The sequence below is a fragment of the Streptomyces sp. UG1 genome (genome assembly GCF_049974585.1).
Lineage (GTDB): Bacteria > Actinomycetota > Actinomycetes > Streptomycetales > Streptomycetaceae > Streptomyces.
In genome coordinates this window covers 1-23,728 of record NZ_JBNGGG010000024.1, presented here as the reverse complement: position 1 = coordinate 23,728, position 23,728 = coordinate 1, and the positions used below count along the sequence as shown (strand labels likewise).

Annotated in this window: 39 protein-coding genes and 2 tRNA genes; 40 read left to right on the top strand and 1 reads right to left on the bottom strand. The window is 70.6% G+C overall.

Annotated features, from left to right (window positions below; all coding sequences use genetic code 11):
- Position 1: 1 nt before the first annotated feature.
- From ACP4J3_RS25850 to ACP4J3_RS25685, 34 genes are all read left to right on the top strand, one after another.
- Positions 2-865: a recombinase RecT gene (locus ACP4J3_RS25850; RefSeq protein WP_426538382.1), complete on the top strand. Its 864-nt coding sequence runs from the start codon at positions 2-4 to the stop codon at positions 863-865.
- Positions 862-1,476 (top strand): hypothetical protein, encoded by a 615-nt coding sequence (locus ACP4J3_RS25845; protein WP_426538380.1) that lies wholly within the window; start codon positions 862-864, stop codon positions 1,474-1,476. The genes ACP4J3_RS25850 and ACP4J3_RS25845 overlap by 4 nt, the downstream gene beginning before the upstream one ends.
- A gap of 68 nt (positions 1,477-1,544) precedes the next feature.
- Positions 1,545-2,429, top strand: a complete 885-nt coding sequence (locus ACP4J3_RS25840; protein ID WP_426538378.1) for a hypothetical protein — start codon at positions 1,545-1,547, stop codon at positions 2,427-2,429.
- Complete coding sequence (locus ACP4J3_RS25835) at positions 2,419-2,616, top strand: hypothetical protein (protein WP_426538376.1); 198 nt, start codon at positions 2,419-2,421, stop codon at positions 2,614-2,616. The genes ACP4J3_RS25840 and ACP4J3_RS25835 overlap by 11 nt, the downstream gene beginning before the upstream one ends.
- Positions 2,613-3,368 carry a zinc finger domain-containing protein gene (locus tag ACP4J3_RS25830; RefSeq protein ID WP_426538374.1) on the top strand — a complete coding sequence of 252 codons (756 nt, stop codon included), beginning with the start codon at positions 2,613-2,615 and terminating at the stop codon, positions 3,366-3,368. Before ACP4J3_RS25835 ends, ACP4J3_RS25830 begins: the two co-directional genes overlap by 4 nt.
- A 26-nt stretch (positions 3,369-3,394) precedes the next feature.
- A complete protein-coding gene (locus ACP4J3_RS25825; RefSeq protein WP_426538372.1) occupies positions 3,395-3,784 on the top strand; it encodes a hypothetical protein in 390 nt (129 codons plus the stop codon).
- Positions 3,781-3,975, top strand: coding sequence for a hypothetical protein (locus tag ACP4J3_RS25820; protein ID WP_426538371.1), 195 nt, complete (start codon positions 3,781-3,783; stop codon positions 3,973-3,975). Before ACP4J3_RS25825 ends, ACP4J3_RS25820 begins: the two co-directional genes overlap by 4 nt.
- The gene (locus tag ACP4J3_RS25815; RefSeq protein ID WP_426538369.1) at positions 3,972-4,430 is read left to right on the top strand and encodes a hypothetical protein; all 459 of its coding nucleotides are present in this window, start codon (positions 3,972-3,974) and stop codon (positions 4,428-4,430) included. Before ACP4J3_RS25820 ends, ACP4J3_RS25815 begins: the two co-directional genes overlap by 4 nt.
- Positions 4,430-4,822: a hypothetical protein gene (locus ACP4J3_RS25810; protein WP_426538367.1), complete on the top strand. Its 393-nt coding sequence runs from the start codon at positions 4,430-4,432 to the stop codon at positions 4,820-4,822. Before ACP4J3_RS25815 ends, ACP4J3_RS25810 begins: the two co-directional genes overlap by 1 nt.
- Positions 4,816-4,965, top strand: a complete 150-nt coding sequence (locus tag ACP4J3_RS25805; RefSeq protein WP_426538365.1) for a hypothetical protein — start codon at positions 4,816-4,818, stop codon at positions 4,963-4,965. Before ACP4J3_RS25810 ends, ACP4J3_RS25805 begins: the two co-directional genes overlap by 7 nt.
- Before the next feature lie 3 nt (positions 4,966-4,968).
- Entirely contained in the window at positions 4,969-5,328 is a 360-nt protein-coding gene (locus ACP4J3_RS25800) for a VVA0879 family protein (protein ID WP_426538363.1), read from the top strand.
- Positions 5,325-5,798, top strand: a complete 474-nt coding sequence (locus ACP4J3_RS25795) for a hypothetical protein (RefSeq protein ID WP_426538361.1) — start codon at positions 5,325-5,327, stop codon at positions 5,796-5,798. Before ACP4J3_RS25800 ends, ACP4J3_RS25795 begins: the two co-directional genes overlap by 4 nt.
- Positions 5,799-5,864: 66 nt before the next feature.
- Positions 5,865-6,530 (top strand): hypothetical protein, encoded by a 666-nt coding sequence (locus tag ACP4J3_RS25790; protein ID WP_426538359.1) that lies wholly within the window; start codon positions 5,865-5,867, stop codon positions 6,528-6,530.
- Complete coding sequence (locus tag ACP4J3_RS25785; protein WP_426538357.1) at positions 6,527-6,718, top strand: hypothetical protein; 192 nt, start codon at positions 6,527-6,529, stop codon at positions 6,716-6,718. The genes ACP4J3_RS25790 and ACP4J3_RS25785 overlap by 4 nt, the downstream gene beginning before the upstream one ends.
- A 3-nt stretch (positions 6,719-6,721) precedes the next feature.
- Positions 6,722-7,627 (top strand): WhiB family transcriptional regulator, encoded by a 906-nt coding sequence (locus ACP4J3_RS25780; RefSeq protein ID WP_426538355.1) that lies wholly within the window; start codon positions 6,722-6,724, stop codon positions 7,625-7,627.
- On the top strand, positions 7,624-8,583 hold the full coding sequence (locus ACP4J3_RS25775; RefSeq protein ID WP_426538353.1) for a hypothetical protein: 960 nt from the start codon (positions 7,624-7,626) through the stop codon (positions 8,581-8,583). The genes ACP4J3_RS25780 and ACP4J3_RS25775 overlap by 4 nt, the downstream gene beginning before the upstream one ends.
- Positions 8,583-9,179 (top strand): hypothetical protein, encoded by a 597-nt coding sequence (locus tag ACP4J3_RS25770; RefSeq protein ID WP_426538351.1) that lies wholly within the window; start codon positions 8,583-8,585, stop codon positions 9,177-9,179. The genes ACP4J3_RS25775 and ACP4J3_RS25770 overlap by 1 nt, the downstream gene beginning before the upstream one ends.
- Positions 9,176-9,517 carry a hypothetical protein gene (locus ACP4J3_RS25765; RefSeq protein WP_426538349.1) on the top strand — a complete coding sequence of 114 codons (342 nt, stop codon included), beginning with the start codon at positions 9,176-9,178 and terminating at the stop codon, positions 9,515-9,517. Before ACP4J3_RS25770 ends, ACP4J3_RS25765 begins: the two co-directional genes overlap by 4 nt.
- A 22-nt stretch (positions 9,518-9,539) precedes the next feature.
- The gene (locus ACP4J3_RS25760) at positions 9,540-9,863 is read left to right on the top strand and encodes a hypothetical protein (protein ID WP_426538347.1); all 324 of its coding nucleotides are present in this window, start codon (positions 9,540-9,542) and stop codon (positions 9,861-9,863) included.
- A 2-nt stretch (positions 9,864-9,865) separates the two neighbouring features.
- The gene (locus ACP4J3_RS25755; protein ID WP_426538345.1) at positions 9,866-10,066 is read left to right on the top strand and encodes a hypothetical protein; all 201 of its coding nucleotides are present in this window, start codon (positions 9,866-9,868) and stop codon (positions 10,064-10,066) included.
- On the top strand, positions 10,059-10,352 hold the full coding sequence (locus tag ACP4J3_RS25750) for a hypothetical protein (protein ID WP_426538344.1): 294 nt from the start codon (positions 10,059-10,061) through the stop codon (positions 10,350-10,352). The genes ACP4J3_RS25755 and ACP4J3_RS25750 overlap by 8 nt, the downstream gene beginning before the upstream one ends.
- Entirely contained in the window at positions 10,342-10,587 is a 246-nt protein-coding gene (locus tag ACP4J3_RS25745; RefSeq protein WP_426538343.1) for a hypothetical protein, read from the top strand. Before ACP4J3_RS25750 ends, ACP4J3_RS25745 begins: the two co-directional genes overlap by 11 nt.
- Complete coding sequence (locus ACP4J3_RS25740; protein WP_426538342.1) at positions 10,580-10,930, top strand: DUF6085 family protein; 351 nt, start codon at positions 10,580-10,582, stop codon at positions 10,928-10,930. The genes ACP4J3_RS25745 and ACP4J3_RS25740 overlap by 8 nt, the downstream gene beginning before the upstream one ends.
- A complete protein-coding gene (locus ACP4J3_RS25735) occupies positions 10,917-11,498 on the top strand; it encodes a DUF7341 domain-containing protein (RefSeq protein WP_426538340.1) in 582 nt (193 codons plus the stop codon). Before ACP4J3_RS25740 ends, ACP4J3_RS25735 begins: the two co-directional genes overlap by 14 nt.
- A gap of 89 nt (positions 11,499-11,587) precedes the next feature.
- Positions 11,588-11,947 carry a hypothetical protein gene (locus ACP4J3_RS25730; RefSeq protein ID WP_426538338.1) on the top strand — a complete coding sequence of 120 codons (360 nt, stop codon included), beginning with the start codon at positions 11,588-11,590 and terminating at the stop codon, positions 11,945-11,947.
- Positions 11,948-11,965: 18 nt separating this feature from the next.
- Positions 11,966-12,214 (top strand): hypothetical protein, encoded by a 249-nt coding sequence (locus ACP4J3_RS25725; protein ID WP_426538336.1) that lies wholly within the window; start codon positions 11,966-11,968, stop codon positions 12,212-12,214.
- Positions 12,215-12,315: 101 nt separating this feature from the next.
- Positions 12,316-12,388 (top strand) — tRNA-Ile (locus ACP4J3_RS25720).
- Between the two features lie 28 nt (positions 12,389-12,416).
- Positions 12,417-13,538 carry a DUF932 domain-containing protein gene (locus tag ACP4J3_RS25715; RefSeq protein WP_426538334.1) on the top strand — a complete coding sequence of 374 codons (1,122 nt, stop codon included), beginning with the start codon at positions 12,417-12,419 and terminating at the stop codon, positions 13,536-13,538.
- Between the two features lie 102 nt (positions 13,539-13,640).
- Positions 13,641-13,715: transfer RNA gene (locus tag ACP4J3_RS25710), tRNA-Ile, on the top strand.
- A 28-nt stretch (positions 13,716-13,743) separates the two neighbouring features.
- A complete protein-coding gene (locus ACP4J3_RS25705) occupies positions 13,744-14,169 on the top strand; it encodes a hypothetical protein (protein ID WP_426538332.1) in 426 nt (141 codons plus the stop codon).
- A gap of 186 nt (positions 14,170-14,355) precedes the next feature.
- Positions 14,356-14,541 (top strand): DUF4236 domain-containing protein, encoded by a 186-nt coding sequence (locus ACP4J3_RS25700; RefSeq protein WP_426538331.1) that lies wholly within the window; start codon positions 14,356-14,358, stop codon positions 14,539-14,541.
- A 35-nt stretch (positions 14,542-14,576) separates the two neighbouring features.
- Positions 14,577-14,951: a hypothetical protein gene (locus tag ACP4J3_RS25695; protein ID WP_426538329.1), complete on the top strand. Its 375-nt coding sequence runs from the start codon at positions 14,577-14,579 to the stop codon at positions 14,949-14,951.
- Positions 14,952-14,956: 5 nt separating this feature from the next.
- Complete coding sequence (locus ACP4J3_RS25690) at positions 14,957-15,247, top strand: hypothetical protein (RefSeq protein ID WP_426538327.1); 291 nt, start codon at positions 14,957-14,959, stop codon at positions 15,245-15,247.
- A gap of 183 nt (positions 15,248-15,430) precedes the next feature.
- Positions 15,431-16,393: a hypothetical protein gene (locus ACP4J3_RS25685; protein WP_426538325.1), complete on the top strand. Its 963-nt coding sequence runs from the start codon at positions 15,431-15,433 to the stop codon at positions 16,391-16,393.
- 44 nt (positions 16,394-16,437) lie between these two features.
- On the opposite strand, the gene ACP4J3_RS25680 is transcribed toward ACP4J3_RS25685, so the two are convergent.
- Positions 16,438-16,677 carry a helix-turn-helix domain-containing protein gene (locus ACP4J3_RS25680; RefSeq protein ID WP_426538323.1) on the bottom strand — a complete coding sequence of 80 codons (240 nt, stop codon included), beginning with the start codon at positions 16,675-16,677 and terminating at the stop codon, positions 16,438-16,440.
- 210 nt (positions 16,678-16,887) lie between these two features.
- On the opposite strand from ACP4J3_RS25680, the gene ACP4J3_RS25675 reads away from it, so the two are divergent.
- The 6 genes from ACP4J3_RS25675 to ACP4J3_RS25650 all read left to right on the top strand — a co-directional run bounded on the left by ACP4J3_RS25675 (position 16,888) and on the right by ACP4J3_RS25650 (position 23,587).
- Entirely contained in the window at positions 16,888-18,435 is a 1,548-nt protein-coding gene (locus tag ACP4J3_RS25675) for a GIY-YIG nuclease family protein (RefSeq protein ID WP_426538321.1), read from the top strand.
- Positions 18,432-18,605 carry a hypothetical protein gene (locus ACP4J3_RS25670; RefSeq protein WP_426538319.1) on the top strand — a complete coding sequence of 58 codons (174 nt, stop codon included), beginning with the start codon at positions 18,432-18,434 and terminating at the stop codon, positions 18,603-18,605. The genes ACP4J3_RS25675 and ACP4J3_RS25670 overlap by 4 nt, the downstream gene beginning before the upstream one ends.
- Positions 18,602-18,940, top strand: coding sequence for a hypothetical protein (locus ACP4J3_RS25665; protein ID WP_426538317.1), 339 nt, complete (start codon positions 18,602-18,604; stop codon positions 18,938-18,940). Before ACP4J3_RS25670 ends, ACP4J3_RS25665 begins: the two co-directional genes overlap by 4 nt.
- A gap of 18 nt (positions 18,941-18,958) precedes the next feature.
- Entirely contained in the window at positions 18,959-21,058 is a 2,100-nt protein-coding gene (locus ACP4J3_RS25660) for an FtsK/SpoIIIE domain-containing protein (RefSeq protein WP_426538315.1), read from the top strand.
- Between the two features lie 183 nt (positions 21,059-21,241).
- Positions 21,242-21,574: a DUF6257 family protein gene (locus ACP4J3_RS25655; protein WP_426538313.1), complete on the top strand. Its 333-nt coding sequence runs from the start codon at positions 21,242-21,244 to the stop codon at positions 21,572-21,574.
- A gap of 93 nt (positions 21,575-21,667) precedes the next feature.
- Positions 21,668-23,587: a pentapeptide repeat-containing protein gene (locus tag ACP4J3_RS25650; protein WP_426538311.1), complete on the top strand. Its 1,920-nt coding sequence runs from the start codon at positions 21,668-21,670 to the stop codon at positions 23,585-23,587.
- Positions 23,588-23,728 lie beyond the last annotated feature (141 nt).

The window sequence follows — 23,728 nt, the reverse complement described above, 5'->3', positions numbered from 1 at the left end:
CATGGCTGATCTCAAGCAGCGTGTACGTGAGGCCACCGGCGAGGCGCCCACCCCGGCCCCGAGCACGGACCTGGCCGCGCAGGACCCCACCCTGAAGTGGCTGGAGCGCAGGCGCACTTACATCGCGCACGCCCTGCCCAAGCACATCGACGAGGGCCACTTCATCGAGGCCGCGCTGACGTCGATGGGCAAGCTGCGCAACTGCCACACCGACACGATCCAGACCGCGCTCATGGCGTGCGCCCGCTTCGGCCTGGCCCCGGACGGCGTGCGCGCGGCGATCGTCCCCTTCGGCAAGACCGCCACTTTCGTGCCCATGTACCAGGGTCTCATCGACGTCATGCACCGCTCGGGCAAGGTCGAGTCGGTGCGCGTCGACTTCATCCGCGAGCGGGACGTGTGGGACTACACGCCCACCGCCCCGAGCCCCGGCGACTTTTACCACAAGCCCTGCGTGGAGCTGCCGAGGGAAGAGCGGGGAGAGATCATCCTCGCCTATGCGTACGCGTGGATGGCGGGCGGTGGACGCAGTCAGGTGGTGCTACTGAACAAGCAGGACGCCATCGAGATCCGCGACCTGTACTCCAAGGCGTACGCGAAGGCAGAGCGGGAGAAGAAGTTCGACTCCGCCTGGCACACGCACTTCGACCAGCAGTGGGGCAAGTCCTGCGTCCGCCGCCTGGCCAAGCTGGTGCCCACCTCCCCGGAAGTCGTCGACCTGCTGCGCGCCGATGTGGACGCCGACGAGGGCCGCCCGACCGTGATCCGGGCGATGCCGCTCGACTCGTGGGACGAGCCCGGTGAGGGCCAGCCCGGCTCCGGCACCCCCGAGGCCCAAGAGGACAGCGGCGGTGAGCAGCCGTGAGTGTCGGCCTGCTGCCGCCGGTGACCACCTCGTGCGGTCGGATCGATGCCGAACCCCTCACCGAGGGGCCCCGGTTCGTACGCACGCGGGCCATGACCCGCTGGCACCGGCCGCGTTCCGGCCGCCGCTACGTCAGAACCGGGCGGACCGTCTACGACCTGTGGTGCGGTGGCGGCTACGTCGACGACACCGCGTTCCAGCGTGACGAGCCGCTGGCCGGTGAGCCGGTGTGCGGAACCTGCGACGGCCGCGCCGTCGGCGCCGGACAGGAACCCGACGGCCCCAGCGACCGTGAACTCCTGTTCTCGCCCCGCTGGATCGACCCGCCGAAGAACTGCCCCGGCTCCCGCAGCACGCTGTTCGCCGAGATGGCCGGCGGGCGCGTGGGCCGCTGCCTGGTGTGCGGCGACCACCAGCCGCTGCGGGCCATGGGAGGCCCGTACGACCCGCGCTACGGGATCGTCCAGCACCCCACGGGGGCCGCCCTGGTGGCGCCGTGCCCGTTCCACCGCTGGCGCTACCTGACTGTCGTCGACGGCTGCGTGGCGTGCGGCTGCGGCAGACCGCTGGACGCGCCTGCCCGGCCCGACGGCGGCACTGGGGGGTCCTGATGCCTACCGCAGCCCGCCCACGTTCTCTCCGGTCCCGTCGGCGTACGCGCAGCAAGGAGGCCCCGCACGTGGCCCGCATCCGTTCGATCAAGCCTGAGTTCTTCACCAGCCTCACCGTCGCCGACTTGCCGCTGTCGGCCCGGCTCACGTTCATCGGCCTGTGGACGTACGTCGACGACAACGGCGTCGGCCTGGACGAGCCGCGTCTCGTGCGCGCGGCGGTGTGGCCGCTCGACGACCGCACTGCGGCCGACGTCGAGGCGGATCTGGAAGCCCTCCGGAGTGCGGGTCTGATCCTCCGGTACGAGGCCGGAGGACGGCGTCTGCTGGCGGTGAAGAACTGGGAGGAGCACCAGAAGGTGTCTCACCCGCGCAAGCCCCGCTTCCCGATGCCTCAGCAAGCCGTCCCGTCGGACGGCACCCCGCCTGACCAGCCAACACCCCCGACTCCGGAGGACTCCGGTAATCCTCAGGAGACCCTCCAGAGTCCTCCGGAGACCCTCCGCCCTGAGCAGGGATCAGGGAACAGGGAACAGGGAGCAGGGAAGGAGGGGGTTCGCGCGGGCGCGCGCACGCGGGAGGCCTCCCCCTGGAGCCGCACCGACGAGGCGGTCGGCGAGCGCATGGTCTCCGAGTGGTGGGACCGCTACGGCCGTGCGACCGCTCAGGCCAGATCGTCCGTCCTCGCCGCCGTGGAACAGGCCCTGCGAAACGGCCTCGACCCGGGCGAGCTGTGGCAGGCCCTGATCCGACTCGGCGACACCAGCAAACCCGTGTCCGGCGGAACGCTCCAGTTCGCGCTCTCCGCCGTACGAAGCACCCCGCACGGGGCTGCGGGAGGCAACGTCGTCCCGCTGCGCGGCAGTTCGCCACCGGGTGGCAGAGACCTCTTCGCCGAGCACGTGGCGCTGTACGAGAAGCTCGCCGCCGAGGAAGCCGGGGGTGCGCCATGACGTGCCCTCGTGCAAGGGCCGCAAGACGCCCGGCCAGTACCTGTGCCGGTCCTGCTGGTTCCGCCTCACACCCGCCGCCCGGCGCGCCCTCAACCGGCCCGACTCCGGCGCCTACGGCCGACTCCGTGCCCTGTACCGGCAGTTGGAGGACGGGGTGCCGCTCGGCGAGATCGAGGTGTCGCCATGACCCCGGCTGAGGCGCAGAAGCTGCTGGTGCACTGCGCGGCGTTCGACAACCGTCGCCCCAACGAGGCAGCCGCACGCGCATGGTCGGCCGCCCTCGCGGACGTGCCGTACGACGCCGACACCACGGCAGCCGTGGCCCGCTTCTACGGCACCCCGCCGACCGACCCGAGCCAGCGCAAATGGATCGAGCCGCACCACGTGCGCAGCCTGCGCAAGGCGATCCGTGCCGAGCGCACCGCAGCCGAGGGAGAGGTACCGGGCCCCGGCCTGCCTGCGGCGGTGCCGGACGCCGACCCGGACGATCCCGGGGCGTACATCAGGGCGCTGAGGGAGGGTCGTGCCCGCGTTGCGACGGGCGAGCTGCGGCCCCGGCCGGTGCTTGAGCTGATCGAGGGAGTCGGCCGCTTGCCGGGCGAGGACGAGCCCTACCTGCCGGAGCCGACCCGCCGCGAACTCGCCGTCGCAGTGCCCCGGTTCGCCGAGCGCCCCCAGCGGTGGCCGGAGCTCGCCATGGCCTGCCCGAAGGCGGACTGCCGGGCGCTGCCGCTGCGGGCCTGTGTACGGCCTTCTGGCGCCGAGTTGCGGGACCACACGCACCACGCCCGCCGCGCCGCCTGGATCACGGCTGTGGCCGTGTGCCCGGCCTGCCAGGTCGCCCCCGGCACACCGTGCCGCGACCACGACGGGCGACCGATTGCCGACCTGATCCACCCCGAGCGCGACCGCGAAGCGGTCGCCACCGACACCACTTGATCAAGCCCTGGAAGGGGGCGATGGCGATGGCCACAGCGCACGTCGCCGCAACCCACAACCCAATCACCGAGTTCACGACCTGGCTGGCCGAGCACTACCGGCACCGCCAGCGCCCGGCCTCCGTGCCGGACGTTCAGGCGCTGGACGTCGAGGCTCTGCGCCTGTCGCTGCCCCTGGACGAGCCGGACCGGCACCTGCTCGAAGGCCCGGCCCTGGAGGACGCGTTCACGCACCTGGCCATCGACCACCCGAAGCAGGTAGCCGCCGACCGCGAGCAGTTGCTGCTCGCCCTCGTCGACGAGGCGTTCCGGCACGTGTTCCCCGCGCCCATGCACCGCTGGTCGCCACAGGAACGCGCCCTGTACGAGCAGCTGCTCGACTCCACCCGCGCCCACCCCGTCGGAGGCTCGTCATGAGCGCTGTGCTGATCCGGATCCTCACCTGCGACGGCCTGGCGGGCGGCGAGATCTGCGGCGAGGAGTTCGGTGGCGACACCGGGTTCCTGCCGCTGGTGACGCTGCGCCGCCGGGCGCGCGAGGCAGGCTGGCGCCGTCGCCGCCGGGGGCGCGACCTGTGCCCGGCCTGCGTGAAGGACGGTGCACGGTGAGCCGCCGCACGATCAGCGCCGAGAAGCGGGCCGCGATCGAACGGCTGCTGCACGCCGGGCTGCACGACAGGGCCATCGCGGCACGGACGGGCGCGCATCACACGACCGTGGCCAAGGTCCGCAAGGCTCTGCGGCTGCCGGTGCACAAGTCCGGCCGCAAGAGCTACCCCACGCTGGCCGAAGCCTTCCGGGCGCGCACCGAGCCGGCCGAGGGCGGACACCTGCGCTGGACGGGCTCCCTCAGCAGCAGCGGCGTCCCGCTGGTGATGCACGACGGGGTGAGCTACAGCGCCTACCGGGTCGCCTTCAAGCTGCGCACCGGCCGCGAGGCGACCGGCCAGGCCCGGCCCGGCTGCGAGTTCCCCCACTGCGTCGAGCCTCGCTGCATGACCGACCAGCGTGAGCGGGAACGCGACCGCGAGACGTTCGACGCGATCTTCGGCGGTGGTGCCTGATGCGCACCTACGACGAGGCCTTCACGGCCGCCCGCGACGGGAGCACGTTCTCCAACAGCAGCCAGTGGGAGGTCTGGGCGGCGAAGAACTGCAATCGCTGCATCCACGACAAGCCCGCCCGGCAGGGCGACGACGCCAACGGCTGCCCGCTGATCCTCATCGCGCTCATGGGCAAGCGGCCCGCCGAGTGGCTGACGCAGACCGAAGAGCAAGCGGTCTACGCCGACTACACGTGCACCGAGTTCCGCGACGAGGAAGACGGGCCCGGCCCGGAGCCCCGGCCGATCCCGACGCCGCCCGGTCAGGGCGAGTTGTGGCCGCGCGAGCCCTTCGAGGGCCACCGGATGCTCACCCCGCTGGAGCCCGCCACCGAGGCGGTGAGCCCGTGCTGAAGCCGTCCCTCGACCAGTCTCGTCCGGCCGCCACTGCGGAGGCCGCCCGGCTGTACGTCCTCGCCGTCATCTACGCCGCCCTCGGGGGCCTGGCGTGGATCGCCACCGGCCGCCACCTCGCCCGCCCCCGCAAGGAGATATGACCCGTGGATCATCGCAAGCTCACCCAGGCCGAGCTGGTCGACGAAGCCATCGAGCGGTTCGGTGACGACCCGCTCAAGTGGGCGTTCCAGTGCCCCTCCTGCGGGGACATCGCGACCGGCCAGGACTTCCGGGACGCATTGAAGGAGCACCCGCGCACGAACCGGAACGGTGAAGTCATCGCCTCCGACGTGCTCGGCCAGGAGTGCATCGGCCGCACCCTCGGCGCCCTCGAGGGCCGCAAGACCCGAGGCTGCAACTGGGCGGCGTACGGGCTGATCCGCGGCCCCTGGGAAATCGCACTCCCGGACGGCCGCAGCGTGTACGGCTTCCCGCTCGCACCGGCACCGGAGCGTGCCGCGTGATCGCCTACGCCATCGTCGCCGGGGGCTCTGCCGGTGCCCTGGTGCTCGCCTGGCAGGCGGCCCCGCTGATCGTGCAGCGCTTCACCCCCGCAGGCCGTGGACTGCACCGGTACGCCATGACCCCGGCTCAACTGCGCGCCGAACTCGCCCGCAGCGACCGCGACATGGGCGCGCTCGTGTGCGCGCTCACCACGGTCAGCAACGACCGCGACCGGGCTGTGCGCACCGCGTGGGCCTGGCGGCACGCCGCGCACAAGGCCGCCGACCGCATCACCGAACTCGCCGAGCAGGCCAGCGACGCGAAGCAGCTACGCGAATCCAACCGCTCCCTGCGTGCCCAACTCGCCAACGCCACCGCCGTCAGCCAGGCCGCCACCTTCGGCGACGACGACCCGACCGTGCCGGGCGGCATCCCGGTCATCACCGGCGCGCCGTACGCCTCCACCGACCCCGGACGCATCCGCGCCTGACCCGAGACCCGTCCGCCGCCGGGATGACACCGGCTCGGCGGCGGGCGCAGCAACCAGGAGAACATCGTGACCCGAACTCTTCCCGTCCCGCCCCCGCGCGTGGCACGCCTGCCCCGCGACAAGCACGGCCGCCCCATCCCGTGGTTCGTGGCTCGCGTCAACGGCGTCCCGGACTTCCGCATCGCCGACACCCGCAAGATCCACGGGGCGATCGCGTTCCGCTGCTGCTGGATCTGCGGCGGCACCCTGCGCAACGTCACGCTCGGCCTCGCCGCCACCCAGTACGCGTACGTGATCGGGCCCATGTGCGCGGTCAACCGGGTGAGTTCGGAGCCGCCCGCGCATCGCGACTGCGCCCTGTACGCGGCGCACGCCTGCCCGTTCCTGACCACCCCGCACATGCGGCGCTGGCCGATCGACGTCCCGGACACGGTCCGCCCGGACGGGGAGATGATCGAACGCAACCCGGGCGTCACCCTCGTCTGGGTCACGAACACGTGGCGCATGGTGCGCGGTCTCCAACTGTGGGACGTCGGCGAGCCGGTGGAGACGCTCTGGTTCCGTGAGGGCCGCCCCGCCACCTGCGCCGAGGCGCTGGCCGCGATCGACTCCGGCATGCCGCTGCTGCGACGCGAAGCGCAGACCGAGCCGGATCCGGAGCAGGCGCAAGCCCGCCTCGACCGGCAGTACCACCACGCCCTGGCCCTGCTGCCCGGCGGGGGCCCGCGATGACGAAGCGTCCGACCGCGACCAAGGCCCGTTCCTGCACCGGGAAGATCCGCCACGAGACCCGGGCCAAAGCGCTCGCTCATCTGCGCCGCCTGATCAAGCGCGGTTACGTGCGGCTGTCCGCGTACGAGTGCAAGCACTGCGGGGGCCATCACGTGGGCCACCGGCCCAAGCCCCGTACGAGGCGGTGACCCATGGCCTACACCGGAGCCGTCCCCGACACCGCGGTGCGCCACAGCGAGTGGCGGGAGCTGGCCGCCTGTCGGGGTGAGGGCGATGCCCTGTTCTACGAGCAGCGGTACGAGTCCATGGCGAAAAGCCTGTGTGTGATCCACTGCCCTGTGCGGCGGCAGTGCCTGGCGGACGCGATGGCTGCCGAACGCGGCGTCGGGAGGGATCACCGGTACGGCATCTTCGCCGCCCTGGACGGCAAGGAGCGCTGGCGCCTCGACCCGACCGCGTCCGGCCACGTCGACGACGGCTCGACGCTGCTGAAGCTGGACGGGCCGCGCCCGGAGTGCGGCACCTACGAAGCTCTCGTGCGGCACCTCGCGCGCGGCGAACAGGTGGACGACCGGTGCTGGAGCAGGGAGGTGCGCCGCATCCACGGCAGCCGCTCCGGACGCCGTCAGGGCCGCATCAAGCCGGAACCCGAGCCCGTGGCGCAGGTGAAGTCCGGGCCGGAGTGCGGCACTGAGCAGGCCTGGTACCTGCATCGCCGCCGCAAGCAGAACTGCGCCGTGTGCGAGGAGGCGCACGCCGAACTGCTGGAGACCAGGCGGCGCGAGATCCTCGCCGACGAGCACGTGAAGGGCGGCAGCGAACGCGGCTACATGATCCACCGCCGTCTCGGCGAGCCGCCGTGCGACATGTGCACTGAGGGCGCGCGCCGCGACCGGGAGGCCCGCCTCCAGCGGGAGGCCCGGCGGTCGAAGCGGGAGGGCCTGACCGCGCGGGAGCGGCGGGTGCGCGACCTGTGGGAGCAGTCGCTGAGCGACAGCGAGATCGCCCGCCGTGTCGGCATCAGCCGGGCCGGCGTGGCCAACATCCGCCGACGCCTCGGCCTGCTGCCCAACCTGCACGCGAGGAAGGCGTCATGAAGGTCCCGGTTGAGGTCGCTGAGCTGCTGCGCGAGGGCCTGTCGAACGCGGAGGTGTCCCGCCGCACCGGCGTGCATCCGGTCAAGGTCGGGGACGCCCGGCGGGCGCTGGGGCTGCCCGACTTCCGCGACATGAAGGAGGGCTACGTCGCCCCGCCGAGCCACCGCAGACATGGCACGCGCGCCAAGTACGTTGCCGAGAAGTGCCGGTGCCAGGCGTGCAAGCGGGCCAACCGGCGCGAAGGTAACCAGCGCAGCCGCATGCAGGCGTACGGCCACTGGCAGCCGTACGTGGACGCCGAACCGGTCCGCGCGCACGTGCGGGCCCTGGAGGCGTACGGGCTCGGCTGGAAGCGCATCGCCCGCCTCGCCGGGGTGTCGCCGACCACGGTTGGCAAGCTCCTGTACGGCGCGCCCCGGCGGAACATGGGCCCGTCGAAGCGGGTCCGCCCGGAAACGGCCGCGAAGTTGCTGGCGGTCGAGGCCACCCCCGAGAACCTGGGCGGTGCGGTGTCCGTGGACGGCACCGGCACCCGGCGCCGCCTCCAGGCCCTCGTCGCGGGCGGCTGGCCGCAGGCGCAGCTCGCCCGGCGTTTGGAGATGGAGCCCGGCAACTTCGGTGTAACGCTGCGCGCGGAAAGGGTGCTCGTCTCCACGTCCCGCGCCGTCACGGCCCTGTACGAGGGCCTGTGGCGGGCCGATCCGGTCGAGCACGGCGTGCACCCGCAGGGCGTGTCCCGCGCCCGCAACCAGGTCCGGACGAATCAGTGGGCGCCGGTCGGCGCATGGGACGAAGAGAGCCTCGGCGACCCGGCCGCCTATCCGGACTGGACGGGCAAGTGCGGCACCCCGCAGGGCTATGACGCGCACTACCACTACCACCTCTTGCCCGCCTGCCAGCCGTGCAAGGACGCCAAGACGGCCGACCGGCAGGCCAGGAAGGCGGTGGCAGCCTGATGAGCATCCCCGAGCGCACCGGCCGCGCACGACCCGACCGCGGCTGCCGCTGGTGCGGATCGAAGGCCGAGACCGTCAAGTACGAGATCCGCGACCCCGAGAGCGGTCGCATCGGCAGCGACGTCATGTGCTGCGTCTGCGGCAAAGAGCAGTGGCGATGGGGCCTGGAGAGGAAGTTCTGGGCGGAAGAGACCTGCAAAGAAATCTTCACAGGAGTACTGGTCACCGCATGGCTCGCGGCGCAGATCATCCGGCTCGCCACGCCGACCGACGCCATCCCCGCGCTGCTGCGCATCCGCAGCGTCGCGGCCCTCGTGCTCCAGCGGGCCGGATACGACCGCGCATTCATCGTGGACCACCTTGGTGCGACCACCACCCTGGCCGACCCCGGCGAAGTCACACCGGAACTGCTCACCGCCTCAGCCGCCTGGTTCCGGGACCTCGGCTGTCCGACCTGTGGGCGCGGCGCGATCAGGTACTGGGGAGTCGCCGAGGCCATCGCCAAACTCCGTGACCAGATCGCCCCGCAGCCCGCCCCGGCGGCCGAGCCGGAGGCGTGGAAGCACGGCCTGCTGTTCGACCTGGAGGCGTCATGACGGACGCCCGACAGCTCCAGATCTTCGTGGACTGCCCGTTCGGCGGCTGCGAGGACGGCTACTGCGCATGCCTCGAACAGGACATCGACGAGGACTTCTACGCCGAGCTCGACGACGAAGAGATCGACCCGGCTGAACTCGCCGAGCACTTCGGCTACGTGCCGGCGCGCACGGTGCGCCGCTACTGCAACCACTGCCACCAGGTCGTCCACGTCCGCGAAGCCGAGGGCGAGACCTACGTCCCGAGACACGAGCACGTCAACTGGTCCGCCGAGGGCTTGGCCCTTGAGCCCTGCCCGGGATCCCGCACACACCAACTGATGGAGGCCGCGCCTTGAATCCCGACTGGAGCACCGCCACATGAGCAACGCCGCCCACCCCGACCGGCCGTGCCCGCACGAGAACTTCGACGCCTACATCGAGGTCAACCGCGTCACCACGAGCGATAACGACCCGACGGTGGTCGGCTACCACGCCGACATCAAGGTCAACTGCCACGACTGCGACGAACCGTTCCGCTGGACCGGCGTACCGGCAGGGTCGTCGCCCCGGCAGCCGATGTGCAGCGTCGACGAGACCGAGCTGCGCGCCCCGCTCCGGCCGGCCTCCGCGGACCCGGACTTTGGCATGGGGCTGCCCGGCTTCGCAGTCAACTACTCCGGCCCTGAGTCGAAGGAGCCCTGATCATGCCCGAATTCGCCCGGCTGTTCCGCCTGCACCAGCCCGACGGCCGTGTCCTCCATGGCGCCGAGTTCCCGTCCGGCCGTGTCGCTGTCGACGATCGCATGGGCTTCTACACCGCTGTGGATCTCAGCGAGTTGATAGCCAGCGTGCCGAGCGGCACCCGCATCGAGTGGGCCGACGGCGAGGAGGCCGCAGATGCCTGAGAAGCACGTCAACGTCACGCTCACCTTCGCGACGGACAGCGCCCCCGCTGTAGTCGGCACGCGCGTCGCCGAGGTCGTCGTCGCTGAGGTCGCAGCCAATTTGACTGCCGTGAACTGGCACGGCTTCGAGGTCAGTGATGACCCCGATCCGGAGTGCGCCCACGCCTCGTGGGAGGAGACCCCGTTCACCCTCGGCGACGGGACTCCAGTCGCCAGCCGCCGGTGCGCGGACTGCAAGGAGAAGCTGCCCACGATCCTCCTGGAGGGCCCCACCGATGGACGCTGAGCACCGAGTCATCACGATCGACCGGGTGGAGTGGGTGCTGAAGAGCCCCGCGCACTACACCGAGGTGGAGAAGGCCGTGGCGGTTGCCGAGAACCGGCGCGCTGCTGCGGCTGCGCGCGGCACCCGTACCGGCGACGTCTACATCACCGCGTCCGACGACGAGGTGATCGTCAACTTCGAGACCGAGCGGCCGAAGAACCCGACGCGGGAGGAAGCGGAGCCGCGCCGTGGCTGACATCCAAGGCCATTGCCCCGCCTGCGGCTGGTCGACGCTCTTCGTCGGCGACGGCGGCTACCTCACATGCTCGCGGCTGGAGTGCCCGCAGCCCGACGCCGCGCACAGGATCCTCGCCGACCGCGAGACCGATCACATCGTGCAGTTCGACGACGAGGGCTTCACCATCCGCCACCCGCTGCGCGAGCGCCTCGACGACGCGCTGATGCGCTGCGACCTGCACCTGTACTGCGCCTCCTTGCCCGGCCCGCCGCAGCCACCCGGCCGCTACCGGGCCGTGGCGCGGGATGGCGACTGGCTGTTCCAGCGGTTCGACGTGCAGGTGGCCGATGGCGACGCTTGACGATCTGGTGCGGGACCTGCTCGACCGCTGGACCGGCGACGGGCAGCACCCCGGCGACGGCGGCCCCGGCCTTATCAAGCGGCTCGACGACCTGGCCCTGCGTACTGAGCAGCCGCGCGAGTCGGGCGGTCACGCCTTGCCCGGCTCCCGGCCGCCGGCCTCGACCGCGGCCCTGGAGTGGAGCGACACGATCAAACGGGAGGCGCGCGCCCTTGATGCGGACCTGCGCGGCGGGTCGGCGCGCATGCAGCGGTGGGACCGTGCGCTGCGTGCCCTGCCTGCGGGAGCGGAGAACGCGGGTCGGGTGGGCGAGGTGACGTCGGCCGTTGGCATCTGGCACTCAACGGCCCGCACGGTGCTGGGGCTTCAGGCCCCGGCGCGGGAGATGCGGCACGTGCTGTGCCTGGTGTGCGGCCAGCGGTCGATCAAGACGCGCCCTGACGATGACAGGCCGCGTGCCTGGTGCACCAACCCTGCTTGTGAGGACGAGGAGACAGGGCGGCCCGCCCGGTACGAGGGCGATCGGCTGTACCTGCTGACGGAGAACCGGGTGTCGGAAGGGGCTTGAGGTACTGGAATTCCCCTGCATCAGATCTAGACAGATCTGATGTGATCTGTCATTCTGGAAGTGTTCAGGGGACAGACCAAGGGGGCGTCATGAAGGGCCAGTTCACCCGCAGGACCACAGTCGCCGAGTACCTGGTGCAGCGCGGTCTTCCGGCTGACTGGCGCTACGGATCGTGGCTGGGCCGCGTGGCCGCACAGATCTACCGCCAGACCTACGGCCGCGAGCCGGGCCGGGCGTTCCGGTTCATCAACGGCCGCTTCCGCCGGGTCATGGCCTACCGGCCGTCCGAGACGCACGTGCTCACCGAGGCGTGGGACCGCTACGGCTGCTACGCCGAACGCCGCCCCGCTCCGGTCGCCCGCCCCCGCCGCACCGCGCCGGTCTGGGACGGCAGCGGCGACTCGATGCGGTGGACCCCGTCCGACAGCCCCGTCCGCAGCCACCCGTAACCACCCAAGGGGGGAGTCATGTCCGACACGCTGATCCGCTCGCTCGAACTGATCGAGCCCGGTGACCTGGTCGTCTACCACGGGTCCATCCGCCTCCTGCACGGCGTGGTGTGGGTGGCGATCCCGTGCCCGTGCCAGGTGTGCGGGGCGTTCGACCGCATGGGGCTTCCCGAGTCCCGGTTCGCGCTGGCCGACCCGTGGGGTGAGCTGCCCGGCCCGCACCACGTGCGCCGCCAGTCCCTGACCCGCTCGGCCGCCTGCGGCTGACAGACCGGCGGCCGGGGGCCTGTCCCCCCACCCACCCCGGCCGCTCCCAGGGCCGCCGCCCCGCCCAATCCCCCCGTCACCGGGGCGGCGGCCCACCCCAAGGGCCCGTAGCTCAGCGGTCAGAGCGGTCGGCTTATACCCGACGCGTCGCCGGTCCGAATCCGGTCGGGTCCACTCCGAACAGCCCGTGAGGGAGGCAGCAGTGAGCACCACCATCGACGTCAACCAGCAGTTCCACGACCAGCGCACCGCGCTCATGCAGTCGACGGGCGCCCGCCGCCGCGCCGACGGCACGTACGCGGCGACCGTCGGCTACGACCGGGGTGAAGTCGTCGGCCGTGACGGGCTCGACACCTCGCGCGGCACCGCCGCCCTCTACACCTCCACCCCCGCGTGGCACGGCCTCGGCACCGTCATCCCCGGCGGCACCACGGAGATCGACACCGTCCTGAGTCTCGGTCAGATCGACTTCCAGGTGGACAAGGTCCCGGTGAAGTACTCGTACGACGGCAGCGACCGGGTGATGGAGGACCGCTGGGTCACCGTCCGCTCCGACACCGGGGCCGCCCTCGGCACCGTCGGCCAGCGGTACCAGATCTTCCAGCAGCGGGAGATCTTCACCTTCCTTCAGGACCTCGCGGGCCAGAACGGCGTGCTGTGGGAGTCCGCCGGAGCGCTGCGCGGCGGCCGACGGGTGTTCGTCACCATGGAGATCCCCGACTCGGTCATCGTCGATCGAGGCGGCCTCGATGACGAGATCCGCCTGTTCATCGTCGCGATCAACTCGCACGACGCCACCTCGCAGGCCGAAGTAGTCGTCACCCCCTGGCGCGTCGTGTGCGCCAACACCGAACGGTTCGCGCTCGCCGACGCCCGCTCCCGCTGGGCCATCCGGCACACCTCCGGCGGCCTGGAGAACTTCGAGGAGGCCCGCCGTACCCTCGGCCTGACGCTCAAGTACGCCGGGGTGTTCGAGGCCGAAGAGACCGCGCTCGCCCGCACCGACCTCGCCATCGACGACTTCCACAAGGTGATCGCCGACCTGTGGCCCATCGACGACGACGCCACCGACCGCACCAAGAACAGCCACGCCCGGCGGGCCGAGCGGCTGGACGCCATGTTCCGCGCCGAGACCGGGCGCGCCGGATGGACCGCGTACGCGGGCGAGCGTGCGATCACCGACTACCTCGACCACGTCGCCCCGCGCCGCCCCGGCAAGTCCATGAGCGAGGAACTGGCCCGCGCCACCGCCCTGCTGGAAGGCACCGACGACGAACTGAAGACCAAGGCCCACAAGCGGCTGCTCCAGCTGCGCACCCGCTGACCCGGACCGGCGGCCGGGCTGCATCCCCCCGGCCCGGTCACCACAGGGCCGCACGCCCGCCCCGCCCAGCCCGGGCGTGCGGCCCCCGCAACTGAAGATCAAGGTGCTGTAGCTCAGTTGGTAGAGCGCCGGTCTTATAAGCCGTTGAGGTCGTGGGTTCGAGTCCCACCAGCACTACTCCTGCCGTCTCACGCCTGGAGTAGCGATGACCAAGGTCACCCCTTACCCCGAGACCCCCGCCGCCGTGGCCGCCGCCGCCCTCGACGCCATCGAAGCCCGGCCCGACGCCTTCAACATGCTCAACTGGGCGTGGCTGCCCGGCGTCACCAGCCTCGCCCCCGACGAGACCCCGGCGTGCGGTACTACTCTGTGCGCCGCCGGATGGGCCGCCCACGTCACCGGCTGGACGATCGTCCACCTCCAGCACGAGCACTACGTGGACATCACGGTCCGGGAAGGCGACGGCACCGAATCCTCGACCCTCGGTGACCTCTTCGCGCAGAAGGGCGACAAGCGCCGCTTGATCGGCCAGGTCGCCGAGGAGGCCCTCGGCCTGAAGCCCGGCGAGACCTTCTGGTACCACGACGCGCCCACCGCCCTCGCCCGCCTCCGCGAGATCGCCGGACGCTGACCCACCCCCAACGACCGGCTGAGGGCCCGGCACAGCCACCGCGCGCGGCCGTAGCAATGGGGCCCGGAACCTCGAAGCGCAGGCCTGAAACGGCAAGCCCTCAGCCGCACCACCGTCCGGCGGCCGGACACGCGACCCACCCGACTCGCTTCCGCGCCGCCAGACCCAGCCACCGAAGGACTCGCCATGCCGTTCACGTTCCGCAAGAGCTTCCGCATCGCACCCGGCGTCCGCCTCAACCTCGGCCGCCGCTCCGCCTCCGTGTCCGTCGGCACGAAGCGCGTACGCCGCACATGGGCGACCACCGGCCGCACCACCGACTCCGCCGACCTGCCCGGCCCCTTCGGCTGGCGCCGCTCCCGCCGCCGCTGACCGCCGGGGCCCCAACCACCCCTCTGGAGTACCCCATGACGACACCCGGCCGGATCGCCTCGCAAGCCGGCGACCTCATCCGCCAGTTCAACCACGAGACGATCAGCACCGGCGACGGCTGGCAGTACCCGCCGCACGCGTACGACGCGATCGGCTCCCTCGCCTACCTGGTGCGCATGCTGCCGCAGGCCCTCGAACAGTCCGTCCACCCCGTCATGCACACGCACGAGTGCGGGCGCGTGGCCATCGACGGCGGCGGCGACCCCGACGAGGCCGTGAAGCACATGCGTACCGCCCTGGCCAACGCCAAGGCCGCTGCCGGGCTGCTCAGCGCGGCCGTTGGCCACCTGCACGCCGCCACCTCACCCATGGGCCTCGACACCCGAGGCCTGCCCGGCTTCGAGGACTGACCGCCGTGGCCACCATCGAGCAGACCGATACCCAGACGGTCACCATTCCGGCCGACGTCGCGGAGCAGTTCGCCGACACCTGGTGCGGCAGGCTCACCGATGATGTCGGCCCCATCCTCAACTGCGACGAAGTCGAGGCGCTCGCCGCCCTGCTGCGCGCCCTCGGTGCCGAGCAGGCCGCCGACGAATGGATCGACACCCACGCCCAGGGCGACGAGCCCGGCGACGACCACTTCCAGGGCCCGGTACCCGCAGAGGTGTCGTTCGACTGCGACGCCGCACGCTGGAGGCCCTGATGGGCCACCGCATGACGGCCGTCGCCTGCCTGGAGCGCGACTACCGCACATGGTTCACCGGAGGGCGGGACCGCACATCCACGAGCGGTGACATGGTCTCAAGGCCGCCACGTATGCCTCCGCTTGGATGATGTGACGGGGAACCAGGGGGTAGGCTGCCGAGCCTGATCAAGGGGGCGAGTGATGAGCACGACGACCGCCACGAACGGCAATGACGATGAAAAGCCACAGGCGGAACGCACTCCGCAAGCCGCCACAGGAGCCCGCGAGGCAGTCCGCAAGGCGGCGGCCCGCGAGCGGGCTCGGCGACAGCTTGAAGCCAGACATATAAAAGCGCACCGTGACAAACGTAGGCGTCAGTTCGATGTCGCAATTCCCCTCCTTGCGCTTGGCCTCGCTGCCGCAGTCGTCTTCGTGGAAAACGGCCAACTGCAACGAGTGAACATTGCCTTGCAAGGGGTGATTTCATGGATAATTCTAGGGGCCTGCGTAATTCTACTTCCTTTTGCCATTTCATGGCTGCTCACTCGACGCCAGTACATGGAAAACCAGAACAAGCAATTTGATCAGGCCCTGAAAGCTCAAGAGGAGTACGAACGAGAAGTACTTGAGAAGCTCCAGAAGGAAACCGAACTGGCCACGCTGATGGGGCTGAATCAAGCTCAGATCGGCGAATACCACCGCATCGTCACCGAGCAGGCCGACAAGGCATTCAAGTCGTCCCGGACGGCGATGGGCGTCGGGCTGTTCCTGCTCGTGTGCGCTGCTGTTGCCGGTGCGTACGTTCCGTTGGAGGAAGTCCGGTGGTTCATCGGCGCCCTGGCAGCCTTCAGCACGGTCCTGACGGCGTACCTCACGAAGACGTACCTCACCATGTACAAGGAATCGATCGGCCAATTGAACCGCTACTTCGATCAACCGGTCCTGAACAGCCACTATCTGACGGCCGAGCGTCTCGCGGAACGTCTCGACGGCGAAGCCGCGATCGAGGTACGACGGCAGATCATCAACGAGGTGCTGGCGACCAGTTCGCGCGCGGGCGCCAACGGCTCGGCTTCGAAGCAGGCGCTCAACGGTGGAAAGCCGAAGAGGCGGAAAGTGCCCAAGCAGCAGACAGGTTCCGCCTCAAACGGTCAGGGGGCCTGATCGAACGGTGCCCTCTCGCCGCGGCGGGGTGGCGCTTACGGGGGTCAGCCGGCCTCGCCCTGCTTCTTCAGGTAGGCGTCCCGGATCTGCCGGACGGTCTGCCGGTCGATACCCAGCTCGGCGCCCACGGACGCCAGGGACGCGTCCGGCCGGGCGAGCAGCTGCACGACGACTTCCCCGCGTAGCAGGCTCAGCCGCTTGTTCTGGTCTGGGAGGCTCTTGAGTACCTGTGTCAGGGCTCGCGCCTTCTCCACAGGGTCGGCGATCTCTTCGAGCGCGGCCATCGCATCCAACACCCGTTGCGCCTCCTCAGGTACACGCCCCGTCACACCCGTTCCCTTCCCCGGGCGGGCCCTTCCCTCACTGTAGGGGGACCCCCTACAGTGACGGAAGGTAGCCCGCGCTGCCGACGCACAACGGCCCCGGCCGGAGCTGCCACGCGAACGGCCGGGGCCTCCCACCCTCCAACCTTCCGAGCCGAGAGGGCGAGACCAATGACCACTGATCGTAGGGGAGCCCCTGCGCACCCCCCTACCCCGGCACACGCCTGGCGCTTCGCGCTCTTCATCGTCTCCGCCGCCGCCGTCGCCACCACGGGCTGGTCCCTGTACGCCGTGGCCCGCTACTACGAGGCGCCCAAGGGCATCGCTGGTGCGGCCGTGGCCGTGTTCGACGGTGCCGCCTACGCGTGCCTGTACCTCGCCTCGCAGGCGTCCGGCGCCGGCCGCTCCGCCGCCGGTCCCCGGCTGGCCGCACTGGTCATGGCCGCCGTGTCCGTGTACCTCAACATCACGCACGCCGACCTGATCGGCGGCGGCATCCCGGCCGCCGTGTTCTTCGCCATGCCCACGGTCGCCCTGCTGGCCGTCGCGGAGATGTCGTGGGCCGGGCCGCGCGCCGCGATGCGCGCCGAGCTCGGCGAGAAGCCGTTCCGCCTGCCCACGTTGGGCGGCTGGGCGTGGACGCTCGCACCGAGGCTGGCCGGGAGCACGGTCAAAGCGCGCGCCGTGGACCACATCGAGGCCGCGCGCCGCGTGCTCTCTGCGGCCGACGTCGCCGCCATCCGGGCCCTGCGTGATGCGCACCCTGATATGCCCCCGGCCGAACTCGCGGTCCTGGCCGCCATGTACGGGGTCACGGTGGATGCTGCACAGGTCGCTCTCGTGCTCGCCCAGAGCCCTGCGAGCATCACCCTGGAGCGCGCTGATGCAGCGACGTGCGACGGAGCGGAGGCGGCGGCAGAGATCCGAGCCGCGCGGATGGAGCGAGAGCGGCTGGGCAGGGCGCGACGACGTCTACGGCAGGCTTGGGAACAGGCGATCGCCGATCTCAGGCGCATCGAGTTCTCGAAGGTGCCGGACGGTCGGCACGGGCCGGTCGTCTACTTCCTCCGCAACGGGGACCGGGTCAAGATCGGCACATCGACCAACTTGCGGCATCGCATCGAGACGCTGTCCCTTCGGCGCCCGGATCTGATCCTCGTTGTCGAGGGCGACCGGAACATCGAGCGTGCGTTCCACGACCGGTTCGCCCCGCAGCGCGTGGGCTTCACCGAGTGGTTCTATCTCGAAGGCGACCTTAACGGGTGGCTGCGCACCGCTCGCCGTGACCTGCCACCGGTGCCCTGGCCCCCGCCCTGGCCCCCGTACGAGGAATCGGAACCTTCGGAACCTGACGGGCAGGTGACCGTGGAGCGAGCCGACGACGCGGATTCGGACGCCACGCGCGCCGTCGCCCAAACGGTCGTGCCGCCGGTCGCCGAACTCGCGGCAGCACCGTTCCGCTGGGAGGACATCGATGCCGTCGACGGGGACGGCAAAACGACCGCAGCGCTGGCATCCGCAGAGCTCCGCCAGATGGTCACTGCCACTGTGACGGTGACTCTGTCTGAGCTGCGTCGGCGAGCCCGAAAGCTGAACCGGGAGTCGGTCAGGTCGACTTCGCGGCCGGTGACCATCAAGACCTTGCAGGAGGAACTCGGCCTGTCTCGCCGCGAGGCGACTGAACTTCGGCGAGAGATCGTCGGGGGTGAGCGGTCATGAAGTGGATCCTCTTCGGCGCCGTCCTCGGCGTTCTGCTGCTCTACCCGTCGCTGCTCGCAGTCGTCATCGGCGTCGCCGCCGCGATCGCCTCCCAGCCCGTTCTCGTGGTGTTCGGCCTCGGCCTGGTGGCCGGTGTGCGTGTGCGCCGGGCCCGGAGGTGGGCGCGGTGAGCGACGATCTCGCCAAGGCCGCCCGCGATGCGGTCGACGCAGCCGCCGACGCCCGGCACCTGGAGCTCGTCAAGGCCGTCCTTCAGGCGCAGGCCATCGCTCAGGCCGTGCAGCCACAGCCGCAGCCCCAGCCGCCGATCACCGCCCGCCCCTGGGGCGCCTACATCGGCTTCGGCTGCCTTGGCCTGGTCGCCTTCGCGGTCGCCGTGGTGGTCGCGCTGGTGGTGTTCGGGTTCGCGATCCTTGCCGCCGTCCTCGGCCTCGTCGCCGTCGCCCTGACCATCTGCGTCCTCGTGCTGCGCAGCATGTGGCGCGACTACCAGCAGGACCGCTGACCAGCAGGAAGCCCGCCCATGACCGACAACGTCGTCCGGCTCCGCAAGCACGCGCCCGTTGAGGACGCCGCCGCCCTGACCAAGACCATCATCGACGTCGTCCAGGACGCCGAACCCCGGCCCGTCGACAACCCCAAGGAGACGGTCCCCGAGGGGACGTGGCTGGCGGAGAAGCAGGCGTACCTCGCGGAGGCCCCGCCGGTCATCCCCACGTTCCTGCGCAACGCCGCCGAGTTCGTCGACGCCGCCCGCTGGACGGTGTCGTACTACGTACACGTCACCGCCTTCCACACGGTGCGCGCGCCCGTGTACCTCGCCCGGCTGCTGCTGCGTGCCCCGCGCGGCGCCGGCCGCCTCCTCGTCCGCTGGGGCAAGTGGGTTGCCGACACCGAGGCGAGGCCCGTCGAGGCCAAGGCCGCCGCATCAGCGGACATCGAGGCGTGGCTCGCCCTCTCCCGCGAGCACTCCCGCCGCGTCCGGCCGCGCCGTATCGCCTCCCTCGTCGTCGCTACGGCCACCGGCATCACCGCTCTCGTGGCCGCGTTCCTCGCGCCGGGGTGGATCCTCACGGCCGCCGTCGCCGCTGCCGCGCTGTGCGGGCTGAACGGGGAGAAGCGCGACGGGAAGCCGCTCATCACCCGCTACGTGGCCACGAACGTGCTGCGCCGCCTGGACTCGACCGAGGTGTTCGAGGCGCTCGCGGCGATCGGTATCGAGGGCCGGAAGGGCAAGCGGGGGGTGGAGTTCGCCTCCGAGGTGATGCGCGACGGCCCCGGCTGGCGCGCCGAGGTCGACCTGCCGCCGGGTGTGGAGGCCACCGCGGTGCTGGAGAAGCGCGCCGCGCTCGCCGCCGCCATGCGACGGCCCATCAGCACCGTGTGGCCGGAGGCCGACCGGGCCGCGCACCCCGGGCGCCTGGTGCTGTGGGTGGCTCAGCGTGACCCCGCCAAGGCCGGGCGGAAGCTGTGGCCGCTGATGAAGAGCGGCCAGGCGGACGTGTACGAGCCGCTGCCGTTCGGGTTCGACCCGCGCGGCAACCTCGTCGAGATCACCCTCATGTACTCCAACCTGCTGGTCGGAGGCATCCCCGGATCCGGCAAGACCTCCTGCGCGCTCGCCATCGTCCTCGGGGTCGCCCTTGATCCCACCGCCGAACTGTGGATCTTCGAGCTGAAGGGTTCCGGCGACCTCGACTCTGTCCGCCCGGTCTGCCACCGGTACGTGTCCGGTGACGAGGACGAGGACCTGGAGGCCGCGCTGGGAGGGATGCGCTCGGGGATCGCCGAGTACCAGCGGCGCGCCGCCTTCGTGCGCTCCCTGCCCGCGAGCGAGGTTCCCGAGGGCCGCAAGGTCACCCGGGCGCTCGCCGAGAAGTACCCCGAGCAGCAGCTCGGCTTGCGCGTCATCGTCATCGACGAAGTCCAGGAGCTGTTCACGCACGACGACTACAAGGACGAGGCCACCGCGCTCGCCACCCGCCTGGTCAAGAAGGCGCGGGCGTACGGCATCATCCTCATCCTGCTCACCCAGAACCCGGACGCCCCGTCCCTGCCCACCTCCGTCTCGTCCAGCGTCGGCACCCGGCTGTGCCTGGCCGTCATGGACTGGCGGGCCAACAACAACGTGCTCGGCACCGGCGCCTACGACCGCGGCTTGCGCGCCACCGACATCAGCGTCGACGAGCAGGGCACCGGCATCCTCGCCCGCGGCCGTGAAGGCATCACGGTACGCGCTGCGTTCATCAAGCAGACCGAGGCCGAGGACATCGCCAAGCGGGCCCTGGCGCTGCGCACGGCGGCAGGCACCCTGTCCGGGCAGTCCGTCGGCGCCCAGGTCGAGGAGCTGGACGTCGAGACAGTCGTGGACCATCTGCGGTCGGTGTGGCCGGACGGAGTTGAGTCCGTGCACTCGCACCGTCTTGTCGAGGCCCTGGCTCGCTTCCGGCCGGACCTGTACCGGCCGTGGCTGGAGATGGACGCCGCTGCTGCGTCGACGGCGCTGAGCACGGCGCTGAAACCGTTCAGGGTGTCCACGAAGCAGCTCACGATCCGGGAGTGCTGCGGCGGCGCGAAGGGCCTGCGATGGGAGGACATCCCGCCCGCCGAGGACGGCGGTTAGACGCCACCGGGCCGATTTCGGATCAAGGCTGTGGTTTCACCCCGACCCGAAACCGGTTTCGCCCCCGATATCGGCCCCCACCTGCACAGTTTCAGGTTTCGGACCCTCGCGCATGACCCCGAAAACCCCGCAGAAACGGGCTCCGCCGTCCTCGGCGGAGCCGAACCCACCGAAGGAGAACCCATGCCCGGTAGGTACACCTGGGGCGAGACCTTCCGCCTCGCCCGCCTCGAAGCCAAGATGGCCCGCCAGGTCGTCGCCAGCGGCAGCGAGACGGCTGTCGACGGGCGCCTCGTGCGCCGGGCCGACCGCATCCACGATCGGGCCGAGGAGCGCTACGAGCGCAATGCACGGGCCGCCCTCTCCCAACTGGAGGCCGCCGACAACGAGCTGGCCCGCGCTGAGGCCGCCCTGCGTGCCGCCCGCAGCCCGGAGAAGGCCGGCGCCCGCCGCGCCCGCAACGACGCCAAGGCCAGGCAGCGGCGCGCCGAGGCCGCCGCACGCCGCTACCGGTGACGGGCCACCACGACCCACGCGGGGATGAGCCCATGACGGAGCATCCACCGGTCGCCGTGCGCGATCGGCTTCACGACGCCATCTCATGTACGTGTGAACTCCGGGAACTTTCGGGGTCGTTGTGGCGTCGATCTCGTTGTGGCTGAACCCTCAACGAACCCCGCCCCACCCGAGTGGCCCCACTGCGGTCATGGCTCCGACCCCGCGACCGTCCCGGTAGGTTGCCGCGGCATCCACGTCCCCGGCCACACCGCATGCCTTGCCCACCTGGCCGACGCCGACCGCGACGCCTACCTGGCCGGACTGACCCCCGGCGACGACATCGACCACCGCCGCACCCCCTTCACAGAGCTACTCCTGTCCTCTCTCCTCCACGCCCTTCGAGACCCTTCCACCGGAAAACCGCAGGTCGGCAATGCCTCTTTCGAGGGGGCGCAGTTCTCTGGCAATTCCTGGTTCGATGAGGCGCAGTTCTCTGGCAGCGCCAGGTTCAACGAAGCGCAGTTCTCCAGCGACGCTTGGTTCGTCGGGGCACAATTCTCCGACAACACCGTGTTCGACCAGGCGCAGTTCTCCGGCGTCGCCGCGTTCGAGAGAGCACAGTTCTCCGGTTACGCCAGCTTCAGCGAAGCGCAATTCTCCGGCGACGCCGCGTTCGAGAAAGCAAAGTTCTCCGACCGTACCGACTTCGACGAGGCACAGTTCTCCCGCGGAGCCGGGTTCGACAGAACGCGGTTCTCCGACAGCGCTTGTTTCGGTAAAGCGCAGTTCTCGGGTGAGGCCACGTTCTACAAGGCACAGTTCTCTGACAGCGCGTGTTTTGATGGAACACAGTTCTCCGGCGATGCCGTGTTCGAAGCGGTGCGGTTCGCGCAGGCTTCGACATTCGGGCCCCTCGCGTGCGCGGGGGTGGTGGATCTGGCTGGGGCTGTGTTTGAGCGGGCAGTGACGCTGGAAATTGCGGCGCATGAGGTCCGCTGCGAACGGACCGGGTGGGAGTCGACGGCGACGTTGCGCCTGCGCTACGCCGCAATACACCTCGGGCATGCGGTGCTGTCCGCGCCTGTAGCGGTCACCGCACATCCAGCCCCTTTGAGCGGCCCTAATGGCACTGTGGACGAGAGCCTTCTGTCAGGCTGCGGTGACCGGATGCGGTTGACCTCGGTACAGGGGGTTGATGCCGCTCACCTAGTCCTAACCGACATCGACCTGACCGTCTGTCTTTTCTCCGGGGCTTTCCACCTTGACCAACTCCGCCTAGAGGGCCGCACCGTCTTCGCGCAAACGCCCACTGGCTGGCACCGGCGCGGAATGCGACTGGCTCGGTGGACCCGCCGACGCACCCTGGCCGAGGAACACCACTGGCGCGCGCAGACCGCCGACCAGTCAGCTCCGCCCTCGAGCCAGATCCTCTCGCCCCGGGACTGGCGTACCGGACCCCACCACCCCGACCCCGACCTCACTCCTGACCCAGAAGACGTGGCCGCGCTCTACCGGCAACTGCGCAAGGCGTTCGAGGACGGCAAGAACGAGCCCGGGGCAGCGGATTTCTACTACGGCGAGATGGAGATGCGCCGCCACGACCGCACCGGCACCCCGATCGGCGAACGCGTCCTGCTTTGGGCCTACTGGCTGCTGTCCGGCTACGGCCTGCGTGCCTCGCGAGCCCTCGGCTGGCTCGCCGCGTCGATGCTGATCACCATCGTGCTGATGATGAGCTTCGGGCTCCCGCAGTCCTCGCCGAAGCAGGAGGCGACAGGCGTCGTCCCGCCGGGCGGGGGCAAGGTCACCTTCGAGATCGACAAGGAAGACCCGAAGAACCCCACCGGGAACAGGTTCACCGGCGAGCGCTTCGAGAAGGCGCTGAACGTCACGCTCAACTCCGTGGTGTTCCGATCCAGTGGCCAGGATCTGACGACAGCCGGCGGCTACATCGAGATGGCGTCACGTTTCTCGGAGCCGGTTCTGCTCGGTCTCGCGGCGCTTGCGATTCGGGGGCGCGTGAAGCGGTGAGCGAGCCGGTCTCAGCCCATGGCCACGCTGCGCGTCCACCTGGAAGCGATGTCCTCGGCACCGCCTAGGGCCTGTTGTGAAAGTGCTGGTCACAGCCACTCGTTGATGGCTGCGACCAGCACGGTCGCTTCGTAGCGGACC

Excerpts from the sequence above, each read along its gene's own strand:
- ACP4J3_RS25730 (WP_426538338.1), top strand. The coding sequence starts at position 11,588 with ATGAAGGGCCAGTTCACCCGCAGGACCACAGTCGCCGAGTACCTGGTG.
- ACP4J3_RS25770 (WP_426538351.1), top strand. The coding sequence starts at position 8,583 with ATGAGCATCCCCGAGCGCACCGGCCGCGCACGACCCGACCGCGGCTGC.
- ACP4J3_RS25725 (WP_426538336.1), top strand. The coding sequence starts at position 11,966 with ATGTCCGACACGCTGATCCGCTCGCTCGAACTGATCGAGCCCGGTGAC.
- ACP4J3_RS25735 (WP_426538340.1), top strand. The coding sequence starts at position 10,917 with ATGGCGACGCTTGACGATCTGGTGCGGGACCTGCTCGACCGCTGGACC.
- ACP4J3_RS25655 (WP_426538313.1), top strand. The coding sequence starts at position 21,242 with ATGCCCGGTAGGTACACCTGGGGCGAGACCTTCCGCCTCGCCCGCCTC.
- ACP4J3_RS25675 (WP_426538321.1), top strand. The coding sequence starts at position 16,888 with ATGACCACTGATCGTAGGGGAGCCCCTGCGCACCCCCCTACCCCGGCA.
- ACP4J3_RS25680 (WP_426538323.1), bottom strand. The coding sequence starts at position 16,677 with ATGGCCGCGCTCGAAGAGATCGCCGACCCTGTGGAGAAGGCGCGAGCC.
- ACP4J3_RS25700 (WP_426538331.1), top strand. The coding sequence starts at position 14,356 with ATGCCGTTCACGTTCCGCAAGAGCTTCCGCATCGCACCCGGCGTCCGC.
- ACP4J3_RS25780 (WP_426538355.1), top strand. The coding sequence starts at position 6,722 with ATGGCCTACACCGGAGCCGTCCCCGACACCGCGGTGCGCCACAGCGAG.
- ACP4J3_RS25775 (WP_426538353.1), top strand. The coding sequence starts at position 7,624 with ATGAAGGTCCCGGTTGAGGTCGCTGAGCTGCTGCGCGAGGGCCTGTCG.
- ACP4J3_RS25755 (WP_426538345.1), top strand. The coding sequence starts at position 9,866 with ATGCCCGAATTCGCCCGGCTGTTCCGCCTGCACCAGCCCGACGGCCGT.
- ACP4J3_RS25660 (WP_426538315.1), top strand. The coding sequence starts at position 18,959 with ATGACCGACAACGTCGTCCGGCTCCGCAAGCACGCGCCCGTTGAGGAC.
- ACP4J3_RS25760 (WP_426538347.1), top strand. The coding sequence starts at position 9,540 with ATGAGCAACGCCGCCCACCCCGACCGGCCGTGCCCGCACGAGAACTTC.
- ACP4J3_RS25810 (WP_426538367.1), top strand. The coding sequence starts at position 4,430 with ATGCGCACCTACGACGAGGCCTTCACGGCCGCCCGCGACGGGAGCACG.
- ACP4J3_RS25745 (WP_426538343.1), top strand. The coding sequence starts at position 10,342 with ATGGACGCTGAGCACCGAGTCATCACGATCGACCGGGTGGAGTGGGTG.
- ACP4J3_RS25825 (WP_426538372.1), top strand. The coding sequence starts at position 3,395 with ATGGCCACAGCGCACGTCGCCGCAACCCACAACCCAATCACCGAGTTC.
- ACP4J3_RS25850 (WP_426538382.1), top strand. The coding sequence starts at position 2 with ATGGCTGATCTCAAGCAGCGTGTACGTGAGGCCACCGGCGAGGCGCCC.
- ACP4J3_RS25765 (WP_426538349.1), top strand. The coding sequence starts at position 9,176 with ATGACGGACGCCCGACAGCTCCAGATCTTCGTGGACTGCCCGTTCGGC.
- ACP4J3_RS25820 (WP_426538371.1), top strand. The coding sequence starts at position 3,781 with ATGAGCGCTGTGCTGATCCGGATCCTCACCTGCGACGGCCTGGCGGGC.
- ACP4J3_RS25830 (WP_426538374.1), top strand. The coding sequence starts at position 2,613 with ATGACCCCGGCTGAGGCGCAGAAGCTGCTGGTGCACTGCGCGGCGTTC.
- ACP4J3_RS25670 (WP_426538319.1), top strand. The coding sequence starts at position 18,432 with ATGAAGTGGATCCTCTTCGGCGCCGTCCTCGGCGTTCTGCTGCTCTAC.
- ACP4J3_RS25705 (WP_426538332.1), top strand. The coding sequence starts at position 13,744 with ATGACCAAGGTCACCCCTTACCCCGAGACCCCCGCCGCCGTGGCCGCC.
- ACP4J3_RS25695 (WP_426538329.1), top strand. The coding sequence starts at position 14,577 with ATGACGACACCCGGCCGGATCGCCTCGCAAGCCGGCGACCTCATCCGC.
- ACP4J3_RS25785 (WP_426538357.1), top strand. The coding sequence starts at position 6,527 with ATGACGAAGCGTCCGACCGCGACCAAGGCCCGTTCCTGCACCGGGAAG.
- ACP4J3_RS25685 (WP_426538325.1), top strand. The coding sequence starts at position 15,431 with ATGAGCACGACGACCGCCACGAACGGCAATGACGATGAAAAGCCACAG.
- ACP4J3_RS25750 (WP_426538344.1), top strand. The coding sequence starts at position 10,059 with ATGCCTGAGAAGCACGTCAACGTCACGCTCACCTTCGCGACGGACAGC.